The sequence below is a fragment of the Gammaproteobacteria bacterium genome (genome assembly GCA_003696665.1).
In the GTDB taxonomy this organism is placed as follows: domain Bacteria; phylum Pseudomonadota; class Gammaproteobacteria; order Enterobacterales.
Map to the genome: position 1 here is coordinate 1 of RFGJ01000191.1, position 1,644 is coordinate 1,644.

Sequence of the window (1,644 nt, forward strand, 5' to 3'; positions counted from 1 at the left end):
AACGCTTCAGCACTTCCCTTGGGTCTCATGACCACCTCCCTCTGGGTCGCTTGGCCATCATTATAACCGAATGTGCCTTTTTTGATGCGAAGCTCAATAGTGCTCCCGACGGCTGATAGGCGTGGATGTGACCGCGCAGCCACGGGAATATGCCCTTACGCTGGAAGATCGCACCTTCGTGTACAAGCCAGAGGGGACCCAAGGCAACAAGCCACTCACCATTTTCCCTACACGCCCAAGCATGGTGGTTGGCTTAACATGGCCGAGATCGAGTTGAGTATCCTTTCCCGTCAGGCCTTGGCCGACCGGATGCCGGATCAAGAAACCCTCACGCGAGAAGTATCGGCCTGGGAACAAGCGCGGAACAATGCGGGTGTCACCATTGATTGGCGCTTTACCACCGACAACGCACGGATAAAACTCAAGCGACTTTATCTATCATTCGACACTTGACTGAGTAATAGCCATCTCACTGCTGTAAGCAGGTTTTCGTGTACTATAAAATCAGGGCCTTTCCAGGCCCTGGCTGCTTGCTGAAGCTGATCACGACCGCGCCCTGTGCGCACTAAGATCAATCGGTGAAGGCCGGCTTTCCAGCCGGCCTGTAAATCACTTAATGCATCGCCTATGAGAATGGAGGATTTTAATTCAAGGTGCAAGTCCTTGGCAGCTTGGAGCAGAAGCCCAGGCTTTGGTTTTCGACATATGCACTGTTCGCCAGGGATATGAGGACACATGTAGATTGCATCAACTCGTCCACCACATGCAGTAATATGTTCCAACAGGCGTTGGTTGATCTTGCGGGCCTCTTGTATACTGAGCAACCCTTTGCCTATACATGCCTGATTTGTCACTACTACCACGGCCCAATGTGCAAGAGCGAGGCGTGACAATGCTTCTAAACTACCTGGCAAGACCTCTACATCTGTCCAAGAGAGCACATAGGGCGCTCGATTGGCAATGATAACACCATCTCGGTCCAGGAAAATCGCCGGGCGTGTCTTTTGTGTGGAAATGTTCTGAGATATGTCGAGATAGCTCGCTTTTCTTGGCAGATCAACAATAGGGAATTGGTGGGGCGTTTTTCTAAGCATTTCTTCTTCGATGGTAACTACTCAGCCTGATGGGATGGTGAATGGTTGCAGGAAGTGCGGACAGAAAGGCTCACCCATCAGAGCCTGCACCAAGGCATCGAATGGCCGCTGCCCGTTCTTCCGAGCCGTAGAAATGTAACTGCGAATGGCACAAAAGGTTTGCGCTCCGGTCGTTGTTCGAAAGCAGCCCGACATTTTCTGTTTCAATTTGACCATGCGCAGGTCTCGCTCGGCTAGATTGTTGTCGAACGGCACCTTGAAACCGTACATAAACGCCAGCACTTCGCGCTTGTGCTTGACCAGATGATCCAGTAGGTTCTTGGGCTTGCTCTGTTTCTTCCGCCCGCCCTTTTTCTCCCTCGGTTCAGGGGGCAGCAGGTTGGCTGCCAGCCCCTGTGCAAGCAATCGGTCGTAACGACCTTCGAAAATGGCCTTTTGCTCATCGCTCAGGGTGGTTCGCTCCCGCTTTTGGCTTCCTCTACCGCCTGCTTGATGTCTAACAGCAGTTCGATCATCTCCCCCGCCCAGGCCTGTTGGTATTGCTCCTGCA

General features: G+C 52.5%; 3 protein-coding genes. 1 reads left to right on the forward strand and 2 read right to left on the reverse strand.

Translation table 11 applies throughout. The features are described 5' to 3' along the window. Positions 1-258: 258 nt before the first annotated feature. Positions 259-453 carry a hypothetical protein gene (locus D6694_05495; GenBank protein ID RMH44704.1) on the forward strand — a complete coding sequence of 65 codons (195 nt, stop codon included), beginning with the start codon at positions 259-261 and terminating at the stop codon, positions 451-453. Here D6694_05495 and D6694_05500 read toward each other — a convergent pair. Together D6694_05500 and D6694_05505 are read right to left on the reverse strand one after the other, a co-directional pair. Beyond that, a complete protein-coding gene (locus D6694_05500; protein RMH44705.1) occupies positions 432-1,094 on the reverse strand; it encodes an HAD-IIIA family hydrolase in 663 nt (220 codons plus the stop codon). The two genes, D6694_05495 and D6694_05500, sit on opposite strands and share 22 nt — an antisense overlap. Positions 1,095-1,115: 21 nt before the next feature. After that, a partial coding sequence (locus D6694_05505; GenBank protein RMH44706.1) for a hypothetical protein occupies positions 1,116-1,644 on the reverse strand: 529 nt, incomplete at its 5' end.

Excerpts from the sequence above, each read along its gene's own strand:
- D6694_05495 (RMH44704.1), top strand. The coding sequence starts at position 259 with ATGGCCGAGATCGAGTTGAGTATCCTTTCCCGTCAGGCCTTGGCCGAC.
- D6694_05500 (RMH44705.1), bottom strand. The coding sequence starts at position 1,094 with ATGCTTAGAAAAACGCCCCACCAATTCCCTATTGTTGATCTGCCAAGA.